The sequence below is a fragment of the Mesorhizobium sp. M7A.F.Ca.US.008.03.1.1 genome, assembly GCF_003997495.1.
GTDB lineage: Bacteria > Pseudomonadota > Alphaproteobacteria > Rhizobiales > Rhizobiaceae > Mesorhizobium.
In genome coordinates this window covers 50,891-68,805 of sequence record NZ_RZRU01000009.1, presented here as the reverse complement: position 1 = coordinate 68,805, position 17,915 = coordinate 50,891, and the positions used below count along the sequence as shown (strand labels likewise).

General features: G+C 62.0%; 17 protein-coding genes, 1 tRNA gene and 1 pseudogene. 7 read left to right on the top strand and 12 right to left on the bottom strand.

The window, feature by feature from the left end; translation table 11 throughout:
• The first annotated feature begins 84 nt into the window (after positions 1-84).
• Complete coding sequence (gene ruvX / locus EOA16_RS14480; RefSeq protein WP_127258949.1) at positions 85-591, top strand: Holliday junction resolvase RuvX; 507 nt, start codon at positions 85-87, stop codon at positions 589-591.
• On the opposite strand, the gene EOA16_RS14475 is transcribed toward ruvX, so the two are convergent.
• The 3 genes from EOA16_RS14475 to EOA16_RS14465 form a co-directional block, all read right to left on the bottom strand.
• Positions 509-850: a DUF6105 family protein gene (locus EOA16_RS14475; RefSeq protein ID WP_127258948.1), complete on the bottom strand. Its 342-nt coding sequence runs from the start codon at positions 848-850 to the stop codon at positions 509-511. The genes ruvX and EOA16_RS14475 overlap by 83 nt on opposite strands.
• Positions 850-1,419 (bottom strand): hypothetical protein, encoded by a 570-nt coding sequence (locus tag EOA16_RS14470; RefSeq protein WP_127258946.1) that lies wholly within the window; start codon positions 1,417-1,419, stop codon positions 850-852. The genes EOA16_RS14475 and EOA16_RS14470 overlap by 1 nt, the downstream gene beginning before the upstream one ends.
• Before the next feature lie 193 nt (positions 1,420-1,612).
• Complete coding sequence (locus tag EOA16_RS14465; protein ID WP_127258944.1) at positions 1,613-3,241, bottom strand: DNA alkylation response protein; 1,629 nt, start codon at positions 3,239-3,241, stop codon at positions 1,613-1,615.
• 193 nt (positions 3,242-3,434) lie between these two features.
• On the opposite strand from EOA16_RS14465, the gene EOA16_RS14460 reads away from it, so the two are divergent.
• Genes EOA16_RS14460 through dprA form a run of 4 tightly spaced genes read left to right on the top strand, consistent with a single transcriptional unit; the run spans position 3,435 to position 7,492 of the window.
• Complete coding sequence (locus EOA16_RS14460; protein ID WP_127258942.1) at positions 3,435-4,388, top strand: aspartate carbamoyltransferase catalytic subunit; 954 nt, start codon at positions 3,435-3,437, stop codon at positions 4,386-4,388.
• Positions 4,388-5,674, top strand: coding sequence for a dihydroorotase (locus EOA16_RS14455; RefSeq protein WP_127258941.1), 1,287 nt, complete (start codon positions 4,388-4,390; stop codon positions 5,672-5,674). Before EOA16_RS14460 ends, EOA16_RS14455 begins: the two co-directional genes overlap by 1 nt.
• A gap of 58 nt (positions 5,675-5,732) precedes the next feature.
• Complete coding sequence (gene plsY / locus EOA16_RS14450; RefSeq protein WP_127258939.1) at positions 5,733-6,320, top strand: glycerol-3-phosphate 1-O-acyltransferase PlsY; 588 nt, start codon at positions 5,733-5,735, stop codon at positions 6,318-6,320.
• Between the two features lie 38 nt (positions 6,321-6,358).
• The gene (gene dprA, locus EOA16_RS14445) at positions 6,359-7,492 is read left to right on the top strand and encodes a DNA-processing protein DprA (RefSeq protein ID WP_127259193.1); all 1,134 of its coding nucleotides are present in this window, start codon (positions 6,359-6,361) and stop codon (positions 7,490-7,492) included.
• A gap of 118 nt (positions 7,493-7,610) precedes the next feature.
• Here dprA and EOA16_RS14440 read toward each other — a convergent pair whose 3' ends face one another.
• Entirely contained in the window at positions 7,611-9,116 is a 1,506-nt protein-coding gene (locus EOA16_RS14440) for a glycosyltransferase (protein WP_245455925.1), read from the bottom strand.
• Here EOA16_RS14440 and EOA16_RS14435 point away from each other — a divergent pair.
• Entirely contained in the window at positions 9,096-9,845 is a 750-nt protein-coding gene (locus EOA16_RS14435) for a hypothetical protein (RefSeq protein ID WP_245455924.1), read from the top strand. The two genes, EOA16_RS14440 and EOA16_RS14435, sit on opposite strands and share 21 nt — an antisense overlap.
• Positions 9,846-9,896: 51 nt before the next feature.
• Here EOA16_RS14435 and EOA16_RS14430 read toward each other — a convergent pair.
• A tRNA-Lys gene (locus tag EOA16_RS14430) sits at positions 9,897-9,972 on the bottom strand.
• Positions 9,973-10,229: 257 nt separating this feature from the next.
• Here EOA16_RS14430 and EOA16_RS14425 point away from each other — a divergent pair.
• Positions 10,230-10,697: a BA14K family protein gene (locus EOA16_RS14425; RefSeq protein ID WP_127258936.1), complete on the top strand. Its 468-nt coding sequence runs from the start codon at positions 10,230-10,232 to the stop codon at positions 10,695-10,697.
• A 72-nt stretch (positions 10,698-10,769) separates the two neighbouring features.
• Here the strand turns inward: EOA16_RS14425 and EOA16_RS33630 are convergent.
• From EOA16_RS33630 to EOA16_RS14390, 7 genes and pseudogenes are all read right to left on the bottom strand, one after another.
• Positions 10,770-11,259 (bottom strand): annotated as a pseudogene (locus tag EOA16_RS33630) (DUF6882 domain-containing protein).
• A 21-nt stretch (positions 11,260-11,280) separates the two neighbouring features.
• The gene (gene glpK / locus EOA16_RS14415) at positions 11,281-12,774 is read right to left on the bottom strand and encodes a glycerol kinase GlpK (RefSeq protein WP_127258934.1); all 1,494 of its coding nucleotides are present in this window, start codon (positions 12,772-12,774) and stop codon (positions 11,281-11,283) included.
• Positions 12,775-12,871: 97 nt separating this feature from the next.
• Positions 12,872-14,599 (bottom strand): ABC transporter substrate-binding protein, encoded by a 1,728-nt coding sequence (locus EOA16_RS14410; protein WP_057145741.1) that lies wholly within the window; start codon positions 14,597-14,599, stop codon positions 12,872-12,874.
• Positions 14,600-14,677: 78 nt separating this feature from the next.
• Positions 14,678-14,971: a DUF2160 domain-containing protein gene (locus EOA16_RS14405; protein WP_164754267.1), complete on the bottom strand. Its 294-nt coding sequence runs from the start codon at positions 14,969-14,971 to the stop codon at positions 14,678-14,680.
• Between the two features lie 61 nt (positions 14,972-15,032).
• The gene (locus EOA16_RS14400) at positions 15,033-15,956 is read right to left on the bottom strand and encodes a carbohydrate ABC transporter permease (RefSeq protein WP_127258930.1); all 924 of its coding nucleotides are present in this window, start codon (positions 15,954-15,956) and stop codon (positions 15,033-15,035) included.
• A gap of 1 nt (position 15,957) precedes the next feature.
• Positions 15,958-16,824 carry a sugar ABC transporter permease gene (locus EOA16_RS14395; RefSeq protein ID WP_013531810.1) on the bottom strand — a complete coding sequence of 289 codons (867 nt, stop codon included), beginning with the start codon at positions 16,822-16,824 and terminating at the stop codon, positions 15,958-15,960.
• Entirely contained in the window at positions 16,825-17,907 is a 1,083-nt protein-coding gene (locus EOA16_RS14390) for an ABC transporter ATP-binding protein (protein ID WP_127258928.1), read from the bottom strand.
• Between the last annotated feature and the right edge of the window lie 8 nt (positions 17,908-17,915).

Below are 17,915 nucleotides of genomic sequence, written 5' to 3'. Positions count from 1 at the left end.
GCCGATGGCCCCGAGATCAAAGGGTTACTGTGTCCGCCACGCGTTTGACAAAACACGTGGTGGTGAAAGGACGAAGGACGGCCGGTGGGGATTATCACGATCGAGGAATTGCCGGCGCGGCTAACCGGCGGCAAGACGCTGGCGGGGCTTGACCTCGGCGACAAGACGATCGGCGTCGCGGTCTCGGACCAGAGGTTTTCCTTCGCCCATCCGCGTCCGGTCATCATGCGAAGGAAATTCTCGCTCGATGCGGCGGTGCTGCTCGCCTTGCTGCAGAAAGAGAATGCCGGCGCGGTGGTGATTGGGCTGCCGATCAACATGGACGGCTCGGAAGGTCCGCGTGCGCAGAAATCGCGCGCCTTCGTCCGCAACATGGCACAGATGAGCGACCTGCCGTTCGTGCTCTGGGATGAAAGACTATCGACGGTCGCGGCCGAAAGGACGCTGATCGAGATGGATTTCTCGCGCCGCAAGCGCGCCGGCAAGATCGATTCGGCGGCAGCCGCGTTTATTCTGCAGGGAGTTTTGGACCGGCTTCAGTCGCTCCACGCATCCGCTCGAACGGAACCCGACCCGCCGAGCGCTGTCTGACCCAGCCGGCGATTTCGCGGCGACGGCGGAAGGCCCAAAGCGCCATCAGCAGAAACCCGTCGAAGACACACGTCTTCGCCACCATGCCGGGGATGATCGCCGGGTCGATGCCGAGCATCTGACCATACAGCTGGAAGAAGAAGTCGTGCATCTGTCGGCTGAGCATCGTGTAGCCGAAATTGATGTCATTGGCCGACAGATAGAACCAGCCCCAGAAAATCGCCATCGGCGCCGCCCAGAATCCGAAGATGTAGCGCATCAGCGGCCTCCCCTGGGATGGGAGCCGGTCTTGGACACCGTTCGGCCTGATATAAGTGAAAGCAGAGAATTGTGGGCTGCGGCTTTTGCCATGCCGTGCGCGATGGCATGGATCTCGCCTTCGCCCGAAGCCGCTGTCGCAACCACGGATCGCCGTTCGGCAAGCATGGCGACATAGGACGCCAGAAGTGCTGTCAGCTGCACGGCGACAGCCATGAACAGCCCGTTGATGCCTTGTGCGGTGCCACCGATGACGATCAGCGACAACACGCCGGACGCGCAGATGAAGGCGATGCGGGCAACGCTGTCGGCGCCCGCGCTGGTCGCGTCGTTGACCAGGGCTTCGACAAAGGCCCAGAAAAACAGAACCGCGACGACAAGCAATGCGGTGGCTAGCGGCGCCACGACAACGACGTTGTCGAGGTCGATGAAGCGGGTACCCTCGATAGTGGCACCCAGCACGCCCAGCGCCGCCGCCACACCACGGTTTCCGTCGATGCAGATGAGCGCAAGCAGGGCGAAAACGATCGCCCAGTGCAAGGCCAGAAAAGAGGTTAGTACCTGTCGCATCGGTGTTCCTGCTTCGCCAAGCAAGGGACGACCAATTTGAGCCATTCCCTGCTTCGCCAGGACAGTGGGCTTTGCCGCTCGTCGCTGCAACGGAAACCATTTGTTAAGGTTAACGGCGATTAGCCATACGCGTGAGGGTACCCACCAACGCCTCAAAGCTGTGGATGGCGCCGGTTTTTGCGACGATCGCGGCTCAATTCACCGGCGGATAGAGCGTGTCAATGATCATGCGCGCATCGTGGCGCGAATCGAGCATGCCATAGGTGTTGCGCCACTGACCGGCCAATCGCGTCTCGACGAAAGCGTCGGCGATCCGCCCTGCCCCCAGCCGGCGCAACTCCGCTGCCGCAGCCGACAGTGCCAGTTGCTCGGTCAGCAGGCGGGCCGAACCTTCGTCGGTTGAAGCGACCTGCATCGCCGCCTTCAGAACGCCGATCGTGCCGCGTCCGCCGGCGCCGAGATCACGGTCGATGCCGGCCAGCACATCCTCGAACAGGCCGGGCGCGCGGCCAAGAACGCGCAGCACGTCGAGCGCCATGACATTGCCCGAGCCTTCCCAGATCGCGTTCACCGGCGCCTCGCGATAGTAGCGGGCGAGTGGCGCCTCCTCTACATAGCCATTGCCACCGAGGCACTCCATCGCCTCATAGAGCAGCGGGGGGGCGATCTTGCAGACCCAGTATTTGACGACCGGCGTCATGGCGCGGGCAAACGCCGCCTCGCCGCGATCGCTGGCCGCCTCGTCGAAGGAGCGCGCCAGCCGGAACGACAGCGCGGTGGCGGCGGCGACATCGAGCGCCATGTCGGCCAGCACGCGCTGCATCAACGGCTGCTCGATCAGGGTTGAACCGAACACCTGACGATGGCGGGCGTGATGAACGGCCTCGGCGAGGCCCGCGCGCATGATCGCCGACGATGCGATGGCACAATCGAGCCGGGTCAGGGTGACCATGTCCATGATCGTCTTCACACCGGCACCGGGTTCGCCGACCATCTCGCCGATGGCATTGACGAATTCGACTTCGGAGGATGCGTTGGATCGGTTGCCGAGCTTGTCCTTCAGCCGCTGGAAGCGGAAACCGTTGCCCGAGCCGTCACCGAGAACGCGCGGCACGAGGAAGCACGACAGCCCCTCCGGCGCCTGCGCCAGCACCAGGAAGGCATCCGACATCGGCGCCGACATGAACCATTTGTGCCCGGTCAACCGATAAAAACCGCTGCCGGCGCGTTCCGCCCTCGTCACATTGGCGCGCACATCGGTGCCGCCTTGTTTCTCCGTCATGCCCATGCCGAGCGTCAGCCCGGTCTTCTCGACGGGCGGCTTCTGGCTCTGGTCATATTTGCGCGTCGTCACGCGCGGCGCCCATTCGCGAAACAGCTTTGGGCTGGCCATCAGGGCGGCGAGCGAAGCGTTGGTCATGGTGATGGGGCACAGATGCCCAGTCTCGAGCTCAGCCGTCAGATAAAACCGGGCGGCACGGACCTGATGGCGGCGGCCGATCTCGGTGTCGCCGTTCTCCCACACCGAGGAATGCAGCCCGTTGGCCACCGAGCGGCGCATCAAGGCGTGATAGGCGGGATGGAACTCGACCACGTCGATGCGCCGTCCCTGGCGATCATGGGTCCTCAGCTTCGGCGTCTCGACATTGGCGAGGCGCGCCAGTTCCTGCGCCTCCTGTGTCAGCACGAAACGGCCGAGACCGTCGAGTTCCTTGCGCACCGGCTCGGAAAAACGCTCCGCGAGCTGGATCAGCAACGGATCGCCCCGCCAGGCGTTGCCGCCCGTCAGCGGCGGCGGCTGGTTCGTCACGTCGTCGGTCACGCCCAATCCTTCTATCGTCAGAAAGCCACGAATCCGAGGCTGTCGGCTAGATATAGCCAAGCCATGCAGCGCGCGCGACGAAAATACCGGCCGATTTAATCGGCCATCTACGCGAAAAAATAGAGGAGAACGGCTCCAATGCAAAGCTGGCGCTTGCAGCCGCAAAGTCTCCACCCTATAGCAGCGCCTTGAGATGACCGACGCTTCGTCCCCCTACCCTCACCGCCATCTTCTGGGCATCCGCGATCTTTCTCCCGCCGACATCGAGCTGTTGCTCGACAGGGCGGATCGAGCGGTCGCGATCTCGCGGCAGTCAGAGAAAAAAACCTCGACGCTGCGCGGCCGCACCCAGATCAACCTCTTCTATGAGGCATCGACGCGCACGCAGTCGTCGTTCGAGTTGGCCGGAAAGCGGCTTGGCGCCGATGTCATGAACATGTCGGTTGCGAGTTCCTCGGTGAAGAAGGGCGAAACGCTCATCGACACGGCGATGACGCTGAACGCGATGCGCCCCGACATTCTGATCATCCGCCACCAATCGGCCGGTGCGGCAGCCCTTCTGGCGCAGAAGGTCGGTTGCTCTGTCGTCAATGCCGGCGACGGCGCGCATGAACACCCGACACAGGCGCTGCTCGACGCGCTGACCATCCGCCGCGCCAAGGGTCCGCTGTCGAAGCTCATCGTCGCCATCTGTGGCGACATCCTGCATTCGCGCGTGGCGCGTTCCAACATCATGCTGCTCAACGCGCTCGGCGCGCAGGTGCGCGTCGTCGCGCCGTCGACGCTGCTGCCCACCGGCATCGAGAAGATGGGCGTCATCGTCACCCGCTCGATGGCCGAGGGTCTCAAGGGCGCCGATGTGGTGATGATGCTGCGCCTGCAGCGCGAGCGGATGGAAGGCGCCTTCGTGCCTTCGGTGCGCGAATATTTCCGTTATTTCGGCCTCGATGCCGAGAAGCTGAAGGCGGCCAAGGACGACGCGCTGGTGATGCATCCCGGGCCGATGAACCGCGGCGTCGAGATCGCCTCGGAAATCGCCGACGGTCCTCAAAGCGCCATCCAGGAACAGGTCGAGATGGGCGTCGCCGTGCGCATGGCGGTCATGGAAGCGCTGCTCGACCCCCGTCGCAATCGCGAGGTTGCGTGATGAGCACGACGGTCTTTGAGCGCGCTCGCATTGTCGACCCCTCGCGCGGCGTTGACGAGATCGGCGCTGTCATCGTCGATGGCCGCGAGATCGTTGCCGCCGGCAAGGCAGCGCTGAACCAGGGCGTCCCCGAGGGCGCAACCGTCATCGACTGCGCCGGCAAGGCGATCATTCCAGGCCTGATCGACGGCCGCGTCTTCATCGGCGAGCCGGGCGGCGAGCACCGCGAGACCATCGCATCGGCAAGTGTCGCGGCGGCGGCCGGCGGCGTCACCTCCCTCGTCATGATGCCCGACACCGACCCGGTGATCGACAATGTCGCGCTGGTCGAATTCGTGCTGCGCACCGCCAAGGACACGGCGATCGTCAATGTCTTTCCGGCTGCGGCGATCACCAAGGGCCTCGACGGGCGCGAGATGACCGAGTTCGGCCTGCTGCGCGAAGCCGGCGCTGTCGCCTTCACCGATGGCCGCCACACCATATCGAGTGCGCTGGTGATGCGCCGCGCGCTGACCTATGCGCGCGACTTCGGCGCCACCATCGTGCATGAGACGCAGGATGCGGACCTCGGTTCATCCGGCGTGATGAACGAGGGGCTCTACGCAAGCTGGCTCGGCCTTTCCGGCATTCCGCGTGAAGCCGAATCCATCCCGCTGGAGCGCGACCTTGCGCTGGCGCGGCTCACGCGCGGTTCGTACCACGCGGCAAAGATCTCGACGGCGATGGCGGCAAACGCCGTCACGCGTGCGAAGTCAGATGGTGCGGCCGTCACATCAGGCGTCGCGATCCACAATCTGTCGCTCAATGAAAACGACGTCGGCGAATACCGCACCTTCTTCCGCCTGACGCCGCCTTTGCGCGCCGAGGAAGATCGGCTCGCGATGATCGAGGCGGTCAGGGACGGCACGATTGACATCATTGTCTCCTCGCACGATCCGCAGGACGTCGACACCAAGCGCCTGCCCTTCGCCGATGCGGCGGCTGGCGCCGTCGGGTTGGAGACGCTTCTGGGCGCCGCATTGCGGCTCTACCACAATGGCGATGTGCCGTTGCTCCGGCTGATCGAGACCTTGTCCACCGCTCCCGCAAAACTGTTCGGACTGCCCGGCGGCACGCTGAAGCCCGGCGCTGTCGCCGATCTTGCGCTTGTCGACCTCGACGAACCCTGGATCGTCAGCGAAAGCGGCATTCGTTCGCGCTCGAAAAACACCTGTTTCGAAGGCGCGCGACTGCAAGGCAAGGTCTTGCAAACGCTGGTTGCGGGCCGCACAGTGTTCTCCGTCTGAGCCGGCCACCGCGCATCGCGCCTGACGCCGGTCCGTCAGGGGAAATGCAGGGGAACCAATGACTTACAGCCTCATCCCAGCGCTCGTGTTTGGCTATCTCCTGGGCTCGATTCCTTTTGGGCTCCTGCTCACCCGCGCCGCCGGGCTTGGCGATGTACGCAAGATCGGCTCCGGCAATATCGGCGCCACCAATGTTCTGCGCACCGGCAACAAAGGCCTTGCCGCCGCGACGCTGCTGCTCGATGCGCTGAAGGGCACGGCCGCCGTGCTGATAGCAGGCCATTTCGCGCCTGACCTGGCGATCTCGGCCGGTCTCGGGGCCTTTCTCGGCCATCTCTTCCCGGTCTGGCTCGGGTTCAAGGGCGGCAAGGGCGTCGCAACCTATCTCGGGGTGCTGATCGGCCTTGCCTGGCAGGTGGCGCTGATCTTCGCCGTCGTCTGGCTGGTGATGGCTTTCCTGTTCCGTTACTCCTCGCTGGCGGCGCTGACGGCAGCCGTCATCGTGCCGATCGTTCTCTATGTCCTGAGCACACCGCAGAATGCGGCCCTGTTCGTGGTGATGAGCATCATCGTTTTCATCAAGCACCGGGAAAACATTTCGCGCCTGCTTGCCGGCACCGAGGGCAAGATCGGAGCCAAGGGGTGAGCGAGCGCGCCACCGAGGTGAGCGATCGCGCCACCGCGGTGAGCGAGCCGGCCGCCGGGCCGCGCCTCAGCGACCGGCAGCGGCTGAACTGGCTTCGGCTGATCCGCACCCAGAATGTCGGCCCCGCCTCCTTTCGCGACCTGATCAACCGTTTCGGTTCGGCCGAGGTGGCGCTCGAAATGCTGCCGGAACTGATGATTTCGGGCGGCGCCCGCCGGATCGCCCGCATCCCTTCGGTCGCCGAAGCCGAGGCCGAACTGGAAGCAGCCCGAAAGGCTGGCGCACGCTTTGTCGGCATCGGTGAAACAGACTATCCCCAGCTCTTGCGCAACATGGACCATCCGCCGCCGCTGCTGGCGGTCAAAGGCAATGCCGCTGTCTTCCGGCTGCCGGGCGTCGCCATCGTCGGCGCGCGTAACGCATCGCTGGCCGGCATCAAGATGGCGCGCATGCTGGCGGCGGATCTTGGCCGCGACGGCTACGCAATCGTCTCCGGGCTGGCGCGCGGCATCGACACAGCGGCGCATCAGGGCAGTCTGGCGACCGGCACGATCGGCGTGCTGGCCGGGGGCCTCGACCTGCCCTACCCGCCTGAAAATGCCGGCCTGTGCGACGAGATTGCCGAGCGCGGCGCCATCGTTTCGGAGATGCCGTTCGGCTGGCAGCCGCGCGCGCAGGATTTCCCGCGCCGCAACCGTCTTGTTGCGGGTGCGGTCCTTGGGCTGGTGGTGGTCGAGGCAGCGCAACGCTCGGGATCCCTGATCAGCGCCAGGCTTGCCGGCGAAATGGGCCGGCTGGTCTTCGCCGTACCGGGCTCACCGCTCGATCCACGTGCCGCCGGCACCAACGGCCTGCTCAAGGATGGCGCCACCCTGGTCACCGAGGCCTCGGACATTTCGCGGGCTATCGCCCCGCTGACCGGCATGCGGGCGCCCGACGTGCCACCATTCGAAGAGCCGCCCGACTTCTTGGCCACGCCACCGCCCGGCGAAAGCGACCGCACCCGCGTCATCGAGGCGCTCGGCCCAACGCCAGTGTCGGTCGACGAGATCATCCGCCATACCGGCCTGCACCCAGCCCAGGTCTTCATGGTGCTGCTGGAACTCGACCTCGCCGGCCGCCTCGAGCGCCATGCGGGAGGCAATGTATCGCTGGTGTTCGAAGGTTCCTGAGGGGTAGCGTCGATCCCTGATCCATTCGACGCTCATCACCGTCGCAGCAGGCAACTCTATGCAAGATCCAGCGTATGTGGATTGTACAAATTGAGCAGCCGCGCAGGCCACCGCAGCTTTAACCTCGCCGGCGAGCCCGAAGAAACATTTTTCTCATAAACAACGGGATCATACCGTTGTAGAGCCGTTTGCTCTCATTGACGAAATTTGAAAGGACCAAAAGCTCTGCATCAATTTTTGCAAATTCGGGTCCAATGGATTTGACCTGCTCGCCAAGCACCATCAACGACGCGGCATTGCTCTCTAGCGTTTTTGTGTTTGATCGCAGCAATTCCACAAGCGCGGCCTGATCCGGCGAAATTTCCCATCCATGCATCTCCTTCACGATGGAGGCCCATCTGCGCGGCGAAAGCGACACGCCGATTTCCTCGATCCAGCACGCGGTTGCTAGTGACCGCTCGTCAGCGGTCGTGTTCGTACCGGCCTGGATGGCCAGGCTGTAGACCCTGATATGCTCTTCGACGAAGTGCGAGACATCAGCCACGTCACGAAAATAGGCGGAAACCTTGGCGGCATCGCCGGCATCGAACCGCGAAATCGCATCCGTCAGATTTTCGACGGTGGTCGGCCTCGTCAGGAGACCAACCCCAAGGTTCATTTGCCGCCATGCCTGCATGTTTGCCGTATCCAGAAGGCCGGCGAAGCCACGCGCGTCGCAGACGACGACCGAGCATCCCACCGCGGCGGCTTCGATGGCCATGCGCGCAGTTGCAAACACGATGTCGTATTCGAGCAAATCCTTTTCGAGCTGATGGGAAAAACGTCCCGTGGCCGGACCCAACTCATCCAGTTGAATGCTGCGTTTCGAGCAGGCTTCGCGCACCGCCTGTTGGTGTTCAAGATTCTTGGTCAGCAGCAGCCCTTTGGCGGGTCTGGAAGGCAGTGGCAGGCGGGGCTTGAAACGTTGAAGGTCGACCGCGTTGTAGATGAGGTCCAATTTGTCCGCAGGTACACCGCGCGACAGGCATTTGGCCCTGCACGCTTCGTCGACCGCGATCCAGCGGCGTATTTGCGGATGAAGCATGGGAGCTTCGACCTCAAAGAAAGCGCTATGGCAGGAAAACACGGCTGGCACATCGGGAAACCGCGCCAGCGCGGTCAGGCAAGGCGTCAAATGCTGACCATGGATTATATCGGGCTTTTCGACGATCTCCGCAATTCGGTCCACCACATGGTGTCCTCGCCTGCGCATTCTGTCGGCCATGTCGCCAAGGGTTGGAGCCAGCAACATGGTTTGATGACCGGCGCCGCGAAGCCCGTCGGCCAGCAATTCGACAACGGCTTCGGTACCGCTGTTATGCGACACGAACAGATTGGTGATGAGAACCCGCAAATGCCGCCTCCTGCCTGTTTCGCAATCGCCGCATTGGCGGCGAGGATAACAGATGCTACGCAGCGTTCTTAGTTTGAAGGCATTGACCAGACAAGTTTGGGCAAATTGACTTGGCGCCAACTCGATGTTGGGAACCCTTGATGCCTGGTCGCCGCCTTGGATGCAATCTGAAACGCGGATGCATGCCGAAACCTGGATTGGAGCCGTTGCTTGCCCGAAAAATTGCAACATGTGCTGATCCTTGCACATCCAGGGCATGAGCTTAGGATTCATCACTGGCTTGAGCTTAAGAAACCGCGAATCTACCTTCTGACGGATGGTTCAGGCGGTCGCCACTCTGCGCGAACCCAATATTCACGCGACGTGGTGGAAGCGGCTGGCGCAACCGCTGGGGCGGTGTTTGGCGATATTCCGGACAGCGCTTGGTATAAGGCGCTTTTGGCCAGGGACTTTGTCGTTTTTGCCGATGTGCTGGAAAGAATCAGCGTCGATGTGTCGGATATGCAGGACGTGCAAATCGTCTCGGACGCGGTTGATGGCTACAATCCGATGCACGATCTGGCATATGCATTCGGCAATGCCCTCAACGGGATGCTGCAAAGCATACGGCCGGGGCACAAGCAGCTTTGCACTGCCGCGGTTCCCAACGTGCCGGGGCTTGTCGAAGTGGACATTCAATTGGATTCTGCTGCTCGCGCCAGGAAGATGGCTGCGGTCAAAGCCTATACACCATTGGCGGACGAGGCCCGCCAGATTCTAGAGCGGGATCCGCGGTGCTTTGACAGGGAACTGCTCATCTCGCAGCACTTTGACTGGGATACGCCCTGGACGCCGGAGTGGGAGCGAATTGGCAGAGAGCGCGTGGCGAACAAAGTTTACGACAGGTGCATTACCTACTGGGAAAATGTGCAGCCGCTTGCGCAGCAACTCTTGTCGGGAAACGACCGAAACCACACGTAGCAAAGAGCCAAGCTCTCCGTCTTCCAGACGATCTGCAGTCACCCGGATTTTTGGTGAGCGCGATGGGATTCGAACCCATGACCTACTGATTAAAAGTCAGTTGCTCTACCGGCTGAGCTACGCGCTCCCTCGGGCGCGAAAGGCGGCCCTCGAAATTGCGCGGAACATAGGGAGAGTGCCGCGACCGGTCAACCGGAAAAAGAGGGCTCGCAACCACGGGGGCTTCGCCCTGTTGTGACACTTGCCCGCCGCGCCGCCGGTGGGAGAACTGCCAAGAAACACTACCATTTCTTCCAGACAGCGGCATCCAGTCTGGGGAACAATTGTATGCGCCGCTCGTTTTCCCGGCACAGGGACGTCCGCCAACCATCGAGGAGAAGACCAATGAACAGAATCACAACGAGCCTGCTGGCGGCCACTCTCTCCGTCACATTCGTTGCGGCGGAGGCGGCGTCGGTTAACGCCCAGCCGAACTATGTGCCGCAGTCCCAGGCCGCGGTGCCGGATGTGCAGACAGTCCAGTACCGGGAGTGGCGCAAGGACCGCTACAATCGCAATTTTTCGCGTGACCGCAGTTTTTCCCGCAATCGCGGCGCGTATTGGAATGGCCATCGCGGCTATCGCGAATATCGCCCCGGCTATCGCCGCCATGGCGATCATTGGTTTCCGCTGGCTGCATTCGCCACCGGCGCGCTGATCACCGGCGCGATCGTCAACAGCGAAAACAACCGTGTCTATGAAGGCAACTCGCATGTGCAGTGGTGCTATGACCACTATCGCAGCTACCGCGCTTCGGACAACACGTTCCAGCCGAATTACGGCCCTCGCCGAGAGTGCCGTTCGCCTTACTGATCCAAAGTGTGGGTGGTGAGTAAAAAGCCCGCGTCGGAAACAGCGCGGGCTTTCTATCGAGGAAAGTCGTTGTCAGATCGCCCAGTCGATGCTCTTAAAAATCAAATATAGCGCTCCACCCTCACCACGCGGTGAACGGTACGCCCCAAGAGCATCGCAAATTCGAGCCGTCGCTCCAGTCAACTCCCAGCCCAGCGCTTCCAGGTCATTGCCGGCGTCGGTCACGTAGGCCTGCGTCAACTCATCTATACTGTTCTTCTCGCCGAAGGAGCGAACCAGCTTGGCGTCGCTGAGAAGCTCGCCGGGCAAATTCGAATTTGCCCAAGCCCACAGCCAGTTGCTGGCCTTGGCTCGTAGAGTCCGCAATTTGGATCTCGGTGACGATCTTGACGCCTCCTTCATCCGAGAACAGGAGCTTTCCGGCCGTAAGGTCATAATCATAGCGCGACCAGCTGCCGAGGTGGAAATCTTTGTTCAAGCGTGCATTCTTGGCATTCAGCTGTTCGATAGCCTCGTCGCGCCACGCAGGATACCAGTCTGGCTTCAACCCCCTCGGCCCCATCACTCACCACCTGATAGCTGCTTATGGCACGCTCAGCGTCCTGCGCACAGCATCGCGCCAGCCAGCGAGCTTAGCTGCGCGCTTTGGGGCATCCATGTCAGGCTGGAAGCGCCGTTCGAGTGCCCAGCTTTTCGCGAACTTCTTGGCATCTGGCCACACACCTGCTTTCGAGCCAGCCAGCCAGGCGGCACCGAGCGCCGTCGTCTCGAGAATGGTCGGGCGGTCGACCGGTGCATCGAGGATGTCGGCCAGACGCTGCATGGTCCAGTCCGACGCCACCATGCCGCCATCGACCCGCAGCACAGTCTTGGCCGAAGCGCTCTTCCAGTCTTTGCGCATGGCGTCGAGCAGGTCGCGCGTCTGGTAGGCGACGGCTTCCAGCGCGGCGCGGGCAAACTCCGCCGGACCGGAATTGCGCGTCAGCCCGAAAATGGCGCCGCGTGCCTCTGCGTCCCAATGCGGCGCGCCGAGCCCGACGAAGGCCGGCACCAGATAGACATTTTGGGTCGGATCGGCTTCATCAGCCAGTTTGCCGCTCTGCTCGGCCTTGCCGATCACCTTGATGCCATCGCGCAGCCATTGCACGGCCGCTCCGGCAATGAAGATCGAGCCTTCCAGCGCATAGGTTGTTTTGCCGTTCAGCCTGTAGGCAATGGTGGTCAAGAGCCGGTTCTTCGAACGCACTAGGTCGCTGCCGGTGTTCAGCAGTGCAAAACAGCCGGTGCCATAGGTGGATTTCATCATGCCTGGCTCAAAACAGGCCTGGCCAATGGTCGCGGCATGCTGGTCGCCGGCGACACCGAGGATCTTTATTTCGGCGCCAAAGAGATTTTTCTCAGTGATTCCATAGTCATCGGCGCAGTCCTTTACCTCAGGAAGCATTTTTGCCGGGATGTTGAGAATAGCCAGCAGCTCGTCATCCCAGGCATTCTCTGCGATGTTGTAGACCAGCGTGCGCGAGGCGTTGGTGGCGTCGGTGGCGTGAACCTTGCCGCCGGTCAGCCGCCAGATCAAAAAGCTGTCGATGGTGCCGGCCAGCAATTCGCCTTTCTCGGCGCGTTTTCTCGCGCCTTTCACCTTGTCGAGCATCCAGGCGATCTTGGTGCCGGAAAAATAGGGATCGAGCAGCAAGCCGGTCTTGCGGGTGAACTTCTTCTCCAACCCCTGCTTCTTGAGTTTCTGGCACAGCGGCGCGGTGCGCCGGTCCTGCCAGACAATGGCATTGTGGATCGGCTTGCCGGTCGCCCCATCCCAGATGACGACGGTTTCGCGCTGGTTGGTGATGCCGAGCGCGACCACTTCGGATGCATTCCGGCCGGCCTGCTTCAGCGCCGCCTTCACGGTCGACACCACGCTCGCCCAGATATCCTCGGGATCATGCTCGACCCAACCGGAGGCCGGATAATGCTGGATGAATTCCTTTTGCCCGCTGCCGGCGAGCTTCATCTGGCCATCGAACAGGATCGCCCGGGTCGAAGTCGTGCCCTGGTCGATGGCAAGGATATATCCGGTCATTATGCCTCCCCGCTTAGTCTTTTACACAGACAGGGGAGACGGCAAGATGCCGCCTCCCCCTATTCTCATGATGCGGGCGCGAACGCCAACACCTAGATTACTTCTGCCAGCTCTTCACCAGTTCGTCGTAGTTGATGGTGATCGGCTTTTCCTTCTCGTTCTCAATCTTTAACTGAGGAGCGAGATTGCCTTTCTTGACCGCGTCGGCGTTCCAGTAGGCAAGGTCATGTTCTTCGGCCATCTTCGGGCCGATATCGCCCTGGACGCCCGATTTCTCGATGCGGCTCATCACCTTTTCCTGCTCGCCGCAGAGCGAGTCCATCGCTTCCTGCGCTGTCTTGGCACCCGACGAAGCATCGCCGATCGCCTGCCACCAAAGCTGTGCCAGCTTCGGATAGTCAGGCACGTTGGTGCCGGTTGGCGACCACTGCACGCGGGCCGGCGAACGATAGAACTCGATCAGGCCGCCGAGCTTCGGAGCGCGCTCGGTGAAGCTCTTGTCGTCGATCGTGCTCTGCCGGATGAAGGTCAAGCCGACATGGCTCTTCTTCACGTCGACGGTCTTCGAGGTCACGAACTGCGCGTAGAGCCAGGCGGCCTTGGCGCGGTCGGTCGGTGTCGACTTCATCAGTGTCCAGGAACCGACGTCCTGATAGCCGAGCTTCATGCCGTCCTTCCAGTAGACACCATGCGGCGACGGCGCCATACGCCACTTCGGCGTACCGTCGTCGTTCAGAACTGCCTTTGCGCCGGCATCGACCATCGAGGCAGTGAAGGCGGTGTACCAGAAGATCTGCTGGGCAACCGCGCCCTGAGCCGGAACCGGGCCGGATTCAGAGAAGGTCATGCCCTGCGCTTCGGCCGGAGCGTAGGCCTTCAGCCAGTCGAGGTACTTCTGGATCGAATAGACGGCGGCAGGGCCGTTGGTGTCGCCGCCGCGCGCCGTGCAGGAGCCGACGGGCCGAGAGTTCTCGTCGACCTTGATGCCCCATTCGTCGACCGGCAGACCGTTCGGCAGGCCCTTGTCGCCATTGCCGGCCATGGACAGCCAGGCGTCGGTGAACCGCCAGCCGAGCGACGGGTCCTTCTTGCCGTAGTCCATGTGGCCATAGACCTTCTTGCCGTCGATCTCACGGCCGGTGAAGAATTCGGCGATGTCCTCATAGGCCGACCAGTTGACGGGAACGCCGAGGTCGTAGCCGTATTTGGCCTTGAAGTCCGCCTTGTTCTTCTCGTCGTTGAACCAGTCGTAACGGAACCAGTAGAGGTTCGCGAACTGCTGGTCGGGAAGCTGGTAGAGTTTCTTATCCGGAGCCGTCGTGAACGAGGTGCCGATAAAGTCCTTCAGGTCGAGGTTCGGGTTGGTGACATCCTTGCCCTCGCCCGCCATCCAGTCTGTCAGGTTGCGCACCTGCTGGTAGCGCCAGTGGGTGCCGATCAGGTCGGAATCGTTGACCCAGCCGTCATAGAGGTTCTGGCCGGTCTGCATCTGGGTCTGGATCTTCTCCACGACGTCGCCTTCCTGGATGACGTCATGCGTGATCTTGATGCCGGTGATGGCGGTAAAGGCAGGGGCCAGCACCTGTGATTCATACTGGTGGGTGGCGATGGTTTCCGAAACGACCTTGATGTCCATGCCGGCGAAAGGCTTCGCGGCATCGATGAACCACTGCATTTCGGCTTCCTGGCCGGCGCGGTCGAGCGTCGAAAGCGGGCCGATTTCCTTGTCCAGGAAGGCTTTTGCCTCGTCCATCCCGGCATAGGCATTGCCGACCCCGAGCAACAGGACAAGGGCGGTCGTTGATGTTAAAAATTGCCGTCGCATGTGTTTCCTCCACGTTACAGGTTTCAAGTGCGATCTGGAGCGGCCGCCGGCACGCGGTCGCTCCAACAGTTTCCCCCTCTATACGTAGCGGAACACGCCAACGGCGTAGACCACGGAGAGAGCGAGAGCCCACCACAAATTGGATCCGACAAGACCCAACCAAGCGAGATGGATAAAGGCGCTGCCAAGCAGCGACAGGAAAAGACGATCGCCGCGCGTCGTCTCGAAGCGTAGCACGCCGACGCGCGGATTGCCGCCCGGCGAGGCGTATTCCCACGCCGCCATGCCGCACAGCAGCAGAAGAATGGTCCCGAAAAAGGCCGCCGTCGGCCACGTCCACGCCATCCAGGTGAGGTCGAAATTCATGGTCATATCCTCCCAAGGGCGAAGCCCTCGGCGATGGTGTTGCGGATGAACTGGTGCGTTTGTTTCATCATACCCTCCCCAGGGCGAAGCCCTTGGCGATGTAGTTGCGCACGAACCAGATGACGAGTGCACCGGGGATCAGCGTCAGCACGCCGGCGGCGGCGAGCAGGCCCCAGTCCATGCCTGCGGCCGAAACGGTGCGGGTCATTGTGGCGGCGATCGGCTTGGCGTCGGTGGTGGTCAGCGTGCGGGCGATCAGCAGTTCCACCCACGAGAACATGAAACAGAAGAAGCAGGCGACGCCGATGCCGCTCGCGATCAGCGGCATGAAGATCCTGACGAAGAAGCGTGGGAACGAATAGCCGTCAATATAGGCGGTCTCGTCGATTTCCTTCGGCACACCCGACATGAAGCCTTCGAGGATCCACACTGCCAGCGGCACGTTGAACAGGCAGTGCGCCAGCGCCACCGCGATATGGGTGTCGATCAGGCCGAATGCCGAATAGAGCTGGAAGAACGGCAGCGCGAACACCGCCGGCGGCGCCATGCGGTTTGTCAACAGCCAGAAGAAGAGGTGCTTGTCGCCGAGGAACCGGTAGCGCGAGAAAGCATAGGCCGCCGGCAGCGCCGCTGCCACCGAGATCACCATGTTCATCACCACATAGGTGATCGAGTTGATATAGCCCGAATACCAGGACGCATCGGTGAAGATGGTGACGTAGTTGGCGATCGTAGGCGCATGCGGATAGAGCGTCAGCGAGGAGACGATCTCCGCATTGGTCTTGAAGCTCATGTTGATGAGCCAGTAGATCGGCAGCAAAAGCACGATGATGTAGACCGTCGGCACGATCCACCACCAGCGCGATTCCTCGCCGCGACGGCGCATCAGCCGCGCGATCTGGTCCTGCGACATTGCGCTGGCAAGTCCTTCCGAAGCCGTCGTTTCGCTCACTCTGTCCTGCCTCGTCGTTCTTTCATTGGCGCCGCTCATCTCAGCGCTCCGCGTCGTAGTTGGTCATCACGGTGTAGAAGACCCATGACAGCAGAAGGACGATGAGGAAGTAGACCAGCGACATGGCCGCGGCCGGACCGAGGTCGAACTGGCCAAGCGCGGTCTTAACGAGGTCGATCGACAGGAACGTCGTCGAGTTGCCGGGGCCGCCGCCCGTCACCACGAAGGGCTCGGTGTAGATCATGAATGAGTCCATGAAGCGCAGCAGCACGGCGATCAGCAGCACCCGGTTCATCTTCGGCAGCTGGATGTAGCGGAACACGGCCCAGCGTGAGGCGCCGTCGATCTTGGCTGCCTGATAAAAGGCGTCCGGAATGGAGACCAGACCGGCATAGCAGAGCAGCACGACGAGGCTGGTCCAGTGCCAGACATCCATGATGATGACAGTGACCCAGGCGTCGAACGGGTCCTGCACGTAGTTGTAGTCGATGCCCAGCGCGTTGACGTAATAGCCGAGCAGGCCGATGTCGTTGCGCCCGAAGACCTGCCAGATGGTGCCGACGACGTTCCACGGGATCAACAGCGGCAGCGCCATCAGCACCAGGCAGACCGGCACGCCCCAGCCCTTTTTCGGCATGTTGAGGGCGATGAAGATCCCGAGCGGCACTTCGATGGCGAGGATGATGAAGGAGAAGATCAGGTTGCGGACCATCGCCTCCCAGAAGCGGCTTGAAGAGAGCAGTTCCTCGAACCACTCGGTGCCGGCCCAGAAGAAGACGTTGTTGCCGAAAGTGTCCTGTACCGAATAGTTGACCACCGTCATCAGCGGGATAACGGCCGAGAACGCCACCAGCACCAGCACCGGCAGCACCAGGAACCAGGCCTTGTTGTTCCAGGTCTTTTCCATCTACGCCTCCATCTCGACGCGCCAGGAATCGGCGTAGATGTTGATGCCGGCCGGATCGAAGCGCACCTTCGGATCGGCGGGAACGCTCTCATCCTCGCCGATGACGGCCGCGATGTCGCGGCCTTCGAGCTTGGCGCGGACCACCTTGTGGCGGCCGAGATCCTCGACTTTGCTGATCGTCACCGGCATGCCGTCATTGCCGAGCCTGACATATTCGGGGCGGATGCCGAGTTCGATGGCGCCGCTGCCCGCCTTCCCGGCAGCAGCCTTGGGCGCACCGGGCAGTTCGATCCGCTGCGACCCGAGCGTCGCCGTCTTGCCGTCGATCGCCACCGGCATGACGTTCATGCCGGGCGAGCCGATGAAATAACCGACAAAAGTATGGCGCGGCCGCTCGAACAGTTCGGCCGGCGTGCCGATCTGCACAATGCCGCCATCATACATCACCACGACCTGGTCGGCGAAGGTCAGCGCCTCGGTCTGGTCGTGGGTCACATAGACCATGGTGTAGCCGAACCGGCGGTGCAGTTGCTTCAGCTGCGAGCGCAGCACCCATTTCATATGCGGGTCGATGACGGTCAGCGGCTCGTCGAACAGGATGGCATTGACGTCGGAGCGCACTAGCCCGCGGCCGAGCGATATCTTCTGCTTCTGGTCGGCGGTCAGGCCCCTCGCCTTCTTCTTGGCCCATGACGCCAGGTCGATCATCTCCAGCGTCTCGCGCACCTTGCGGTCGACATCGGCTTCCGGCACGCCGCGATTGCGCAGCGGAAAGGCCAGATTGTCGTAGACGGTCATGGTGTCGTAGATGACCGGGAACTGGAATACCTGCGCGATGTTGCGCTCCTGAGTCGACAGACTGGTCACGTCCTTGCCGTTGAACAGCAACTGGCCATGCGAGGGATGAAGCAATCCCGAAATGATGTTGAGCAGCGTGGTCTTGCCGCAGCCCGAAGGCCCGAGCAGCGCATAGGCACCGCCGTCTTCGAAGACATGATGCACTTCCCGCAGCGCGAAATCGGCATCCTTCTGCGGGTTCGGCAGATAGGAATGCCTGACATGGTTGACGTCGATGCGCGCCATCTCTTTCC